Genomic DNA, 5,079 nt, shown 5'->3' on the forward strand with positions numbered 1-5,079 from the left:
AGATAGGCCAGCGCGCAGATCGCGAACATGATCATATAGCCGGTGTAGATCTGGCCCAGCGCGCCGTAGTAGTCGAACAGCCAGCCGCCGATCTTGGACATCAGCACGCCGCCGATACCGCCGGCCATACCACCAATGCCGACCACCGATGCCACCGACTGCTGCGGGAACATGTCCGACACCGTGGTGAAGATATTGGCCGACCACGCCTGGTGCGCCGACGCCCCCACGCCGATCAGCAGCACCGGAAGCCAGAAGCTGATGTGGCCCAGCGGCTGCGCCAGCAGCACCACCAGCGGGAAGAAGGCGATTGCCAGCATGGCTTTCATACGGCCGTCGTAAGCGTTGTCGCCGCGCTTCATGAAGTAGGCCGGGAACCAGCCGCCGCCGATACTGCCGACCATGGTCATGCTGTACAAGACGGCCAGTGGCAGCACGATGTCTTCCTTGCCCATGCCGTACTGCGCGGACAAATACTTCGGAAGCCAGAACAGGAAGAACCACCACACGCCGTCCGTCATGAACTTGCCAAATACGAAGGACCAGGTCTGGCGATAGCCCAGCAGCTGCATCCAGCTCAGCTTCGCGCCGCCCACAGCGGCCGGCTTGGCGGCTGGTGCATCGCTGCGGATATAAGCCAGTTCCTCAGCGGACATGCGCTTCTGGCGATCGGGCGTATCGAAGAAGATCAGCCACGCAATCATCCACAGGAAACCGATGGCGCCAATGATGACGAAGGCCGCCTGCCAGCCCCAGTACAAGGCGATGACCGGCACGGTCAGCGGCGCCAGAATGGCGCCCACATTGGCGCCCGAGTTGAAGATGCCGGTAGCGAAGGAGCGTTCCTTCTTCGGGAAGTATTCCGCGGTGGCCTTGATCGCGGCCGGGAAGTTGCCCGACTCGCCGATCGCCAGCACAGCACGTGCGAGCATGAAGCCGGCAATCGAAACCGGCACCGCAGCAATGCCTACCGCACCGAGAATGGAAGCAATGCCCGCACCCAGCGGAATTGCCATCGCATGCATGATCGCGCCCAGGGACCAGATGACGATCRCCAGCACAAACGCTGCGCGCGTGCCCATGCGGTCGACCACGCGGCCGGCAAACAGCATGGAAATCGCATAAACGAACTGGAAGACGGCCGTGATATTGGCGTAATCGGTATTCGACCAGCCGAATTCCTTGGACAGATCAGGCGCCAGCAGGCTCAGAACCTGGCGGTCCAGGTAATTGACCGTGGTAGCGAAGAACAGCAGACCGCAGATGGTCCAGCGGTACTTGCCGACTGCCTGTGCAACGGGCGCGGCCTTGTCGGCGGCGGTCTCCAACTTCCCAATCACTTGTTCGTTCATGGTGTCACTTATATAGGTGTAATCGTTGACGCTGCCGGTCTCCACGGTAGCTTGTACGTCATCGTACAACCGAAACCACCCCAACGCAAGAAATAATCAATTGGCCTGACCAATTGCAGTTTTGGACTAGCCAGATGATCCAACTTCTGCCATACTGCCAGTCATCAGACAACCTCATTGCGCAGGACAAAAAATGACTCTCACCCCACGCCGCATTCGCATGCACGAGAACGACAACGTCGCCATCGTGGTCAATGACGGCGGACTTCCTGCCGGCACCGTTTTCCCCGACGGTCTGGCTCTAGTGGAAGGCGTACCACAGGGGCACAAGGTAGCGCTGGTGGACATCCCCCAAGGCCAGCCCATCACCCGCTACAACGTGACCATCGGCCGCGCCGCGCGCGATATCGCCCGTGGCAGCTGGGTCAGCGAGCAGCTGGTGGAAATGCCGGCCGCGCGCGAGCTGACCAACCTGCCCATATCCGACCGCCTGCCACCGCCACTGCCGCCACTTGAAGGGTACACCTTCCAGGGTTACCGCAATGAAGACGGCTCGGTCGGCACGCGCAACATCCTGGCGATTACGACCACCGTACAGTGCGTATCCGGCGTGGTGAAATTTGCCGTTGAGCGCATCAAGAACGAACTGCTGCCGCGCTATCCGAATGTGGATGACGTGGTCGGCCTGGAACACACCTACGGCTGCGGCGTGGCGATCGATGCGCCGAATGCCATGGTGCCGATCCGCACCCTGCACAACATCAGCAAGAACCCCAACTTTGGCGGACAAGCCATGGTGGTCAGCCTCGGTTGCGAGAAGCTGCAGCCAACCCGCCTGTTCCCGAAAGGCTCCTTCCCCATCATGAAGGAAGGCGAGCCGCCGGTGGTGTGCCTGCAGGACCAGCAGCACGTGGGCTTCATGTCGATGATCGATTCCATCATGAAGACGGCCGAGTCCCAGCTGGAGATCCTGAACAAGCGCCAGCGCGTCACCTGCCCTGCTTCCGACCTGGTGGTCGGCGTGCAGTGCGGCGGCAGCGACGCCTTCTCCGGCGTGACCGCCAATCCGGCCGTGGGCTTTGCCACCGACCTGCTGGTGCGTGCCGGCGCTTCCGTGATGTTCTCGGAAGTGACCGAAGTCCGCGATGGCATCGACCAGCTGACGTCCCGCGCTGCGACGCCGGAAGTGGCCGACGCCATGATCCGCGAGATGGCCTGGTACGACGAATACCTGAAGCGCGGCGGCGTTGACCGTAGCGCCAACACCACGCCCGGCAACAAGAAGGGCGGCCTGTCCAACATCGTGGAAAAGGCCATGGGCTCGATCGTGAAGTCCGGCTCGGCGCCGATTGCCGGCGTGCTGTCGCCGGGCGAAAAGCTGAAGCAGAAAGGCCTTATCTACGCTGCCACTCCCGCAAGCGACTTTATTTGCGGTACGCTGCAACTCGCTGCGGGCATGAACCTGCACATCTTCACCACGGGCCGCGGCACACCGTACGGCCTGGCGGAATGCCCCGTGATCAAGGTCGCTACCCGCGACGATCTGGCGCGCCGCTGGCACGACCTGATGGACGTCAACGCCGGCCGTATCGCCAGCGGTGACGCAACGATTGAAGACATCGGCTGGGAACTGTTCCACCTGATGCTGGAAGTGGCAAGCGGCCGCAAGACCTGGGCCGAACACTGGAAACTGCAAAATGCACTGGTGCTCTTTAATCCTGCGCCAGTGACCTGAGAATTTGATTTGAATTGATAGGAAGAGCAATGAGCAAACCATTCAAACGTCTGCTGCTGACTGGCGCCGCTGGTGGCCTGGGCAAAGTGCTGCGCGACCGCATCAAGCCATGGGCGGATACCGTCGTGCTGAGCGATATCGGCGACATGGGCCAGGCGCGCGAAGGCGAAGAGATTATCCGCTGCGACCTGGCGGACAAGGCGGCCGTGCTGAAGATGATGGAAGGCGTGGAAGCGATTCTGCACTTCGGGGGCATCTCGACCGAGAACACTTTTGAGAACATCCTTGAAGCGAATATCCGCGGCACCTACAACCTCTACGAGGCGGCGCACAAGCATGGCGTGAAGCGCATCGTGTTTGCCAGCTCGAACCACGCGGTGGGCTTCTACAAGCAGACCGACTACATCGACGCCGACGCGCCGACGCGTCCGGACAGCTTCTACGGCATCAGCAAGGTGTTTGGCGAGCAGCTGTCGCGCTACTACTACGACCGCACGGGCATCGAGACGGTGTGCATCCGCATTGGTTCGTCTTTCCCTGAGCCGGCCAATCCCCGCATGCTGGTGACCTGGCTTTCCTACGACGACCTGGTGGAAGCGCTGCGCTGCTCGCTGTTCGCGCCGCGCGTGGGACACACCATTCTGTTTGGGACGTCGAATAATCCGGGCAGCTGGTGGGATAACCGCAAGGCTGCGCACATGGGCTTCCGTCCGAAGGACAGCTCGGAACAGTTCAACCACCTGTTCCCTAACAGCGCGGACTACCCGCCAGCAGGCGATCCGAATTCGACCTGGCAAGGCGGGAAGTTTGTGAACGACGGTCCGACGTATAAGGATTAAAACCCACGGCAGAAGCAGGTGTCAGCCACATCGTGGCTGACACCAGGGTTACGCCGTTGGTTTAAAAGAGTATCGGTTACGCCGCTGGTTTAAAGGGAGTATCGCTGACGCCCTGCACACCGGGGCGCAGCGTAATCACCGCTCCGGCCAGTTCGCCTTCAGCAGGCTGGCCCGGCACGATCGAAGTGACCAGCAGCGTGCGCAGATCGTCGCCGCCAAACGCGCACATCGACGGCTTGGTCATTGGCACATCAATACGCATATCCAGCTTGCCTTCCGGCGTGAAACGCAGGATGCAGCCCGCGTCATTCCCGCAGATCCAGTAACAGCCATCGGCATCCATGGCCGCGCCGTCAGGGCGCCCCGGAAATTCCTTCATGTCCACGAACACGCGCTGATTGGACGGTGTGCCGGTCGACGTATCGAAGTCGAAGGCCCAGATCATCTGGCTCTTCGGGTGGGAATCGGAGAGGTACATGGTGCGGCCATCGGGCGACCATGCAAGGCCGTTCTGGGTCAGGAGGCCCGAAACGACCGGCTGCGACAGCGAACCATCGTAGCAATACAGCTGGCCGATGGCCTGCGCCGCCGCCATGTCCATGAACATGGTGCCGGACCAGAAGCGGCCCTGGCGGTCGGTGCGGCCATCGTTAAAGCGCTTGCCGGGACCGAGCGTATCGGGCGCGGCAAGCAACGTGGCTTCGGCTTGCGCGCCGTCGCCCAGCGCGATGCTGAAGATGCCGCTCTCCATGCCTGCAATCAGGCCGCCGCCTTCTCTGGCGGCGACGCAGGCAGTCATTTCATGCGACTCCCAGCTGCGCAGCGCGCCGCTGGAGGCATCCCAGCGCCAGATGCGGCGCGCCGGAATATCCACCCAGTAGAAAGCCCCCTCGCTTGCGTTCCACGTCGGGCTTTCGCCCACGCTGCAAACCAGGTCGCCGACGCGCTCGAAGGCCGTCATGCCTTCTTGGCCTGCAGTTCGCCGTTGACGATGCGCGGCACGTTCAGCGGATTGTTATCGGCAATCGCTTGCGGCAGCAGGTAGGACGGCACGTCCTGGTAGCTGACCGGACGCAGGAAGCGGTCGATCGCGGTCGCACCCACCGAAGTGGTGCGGCTGTCCGAAGTGGACGGGAACGGACCGCCATGCACC

4 protein-coding genes and 1 pseudogene are annotated in these 5,079 nt (G+C 61.9%); 2 read left to right on the forward strand and 3 right to left on the reverse strand.

The features are described 5' to 3' along the window. A partial coding sequence (locus AB4Z11_RS22685) for an MFS transporter (RefSeq protein ID WP_442027833.1) occupies positions 1 to 1,421 on the reverse strand: 1,421 nt, incomplete at its 3' end. Between the two features lie 124 nt (positions 1,422 to 1,545). On the opposite strand from AB4Z11_RS22685, the gene garD reads away from it, so the two are divergent. Both garD and AB4Z11_RS22695 read left to right on the forward strand, forming a co-directional pair. Continuing rightward, positions 1,546 to 3,087 (forward strand): galactarate dehydratase, encoded by a 1,542-nt coding sequence (garD, locus tag AB4Z11_RS22690; RefSeq protein WP_442027835.1) that lies wholly within the window; start codon positions 1,546 to 1,548, stop codon positions 3,085 to 3,087. A gap of 29 nt (positions 3,088 to 3,116) precedes the next feature. After that, positions 3,117 to 3,926, forward strand: coding sequence for an NAD-dependent epimerase/dehydratase family protein (locus AB4Z11_RS22695; protein WP_442027836.1), 810 nt, complete (start codon positions 3,117 to 3,119; stop codon positions 3,924 to 3,926). Between the two features lie 76 nt (positions 3,927 to 4,002). Here the strand turns inward: AB4Z11_RS22695 and AB4Z11_RS22700 are convergent, their stop codons facing one another. Both AB4Z11_RS22700 and AB4Z11_RS22705 read right to left on the reverse strand, forming a co-directional pair. Further along, a complete protein-coding gene (locus tag AB4Z11_RS22700; RefSeq protein ID WP_442027838.1) occupies positions 4,003 to 4,887 on the reverse strand; it encodes an SMP-30/gluconolactonase/LRE family protein in 885 nt (294 codons plus the stop codon). Continuing rightward, positions 4,884 to 5,079, reverse strand: a pseudogene (locus tag AB4Z11_RS22705) (aldehyde dehydrogenase (NADP(+))); the annotation flags it as partial. The gene AB4Z11_RS22700 and the pseudogene AB4Z11_RS22705, both read right to left, overlap by 4 nt.

The organism is Pseudoduganella sp. RAF53_2 (assembly GCF_052113985.1).
Classification (GTDB): Bacteria; Pseudomonadota; Gammaproteobacteria; order Burkholderiales; family Burkholderiaceae_D; genus Rugamonas.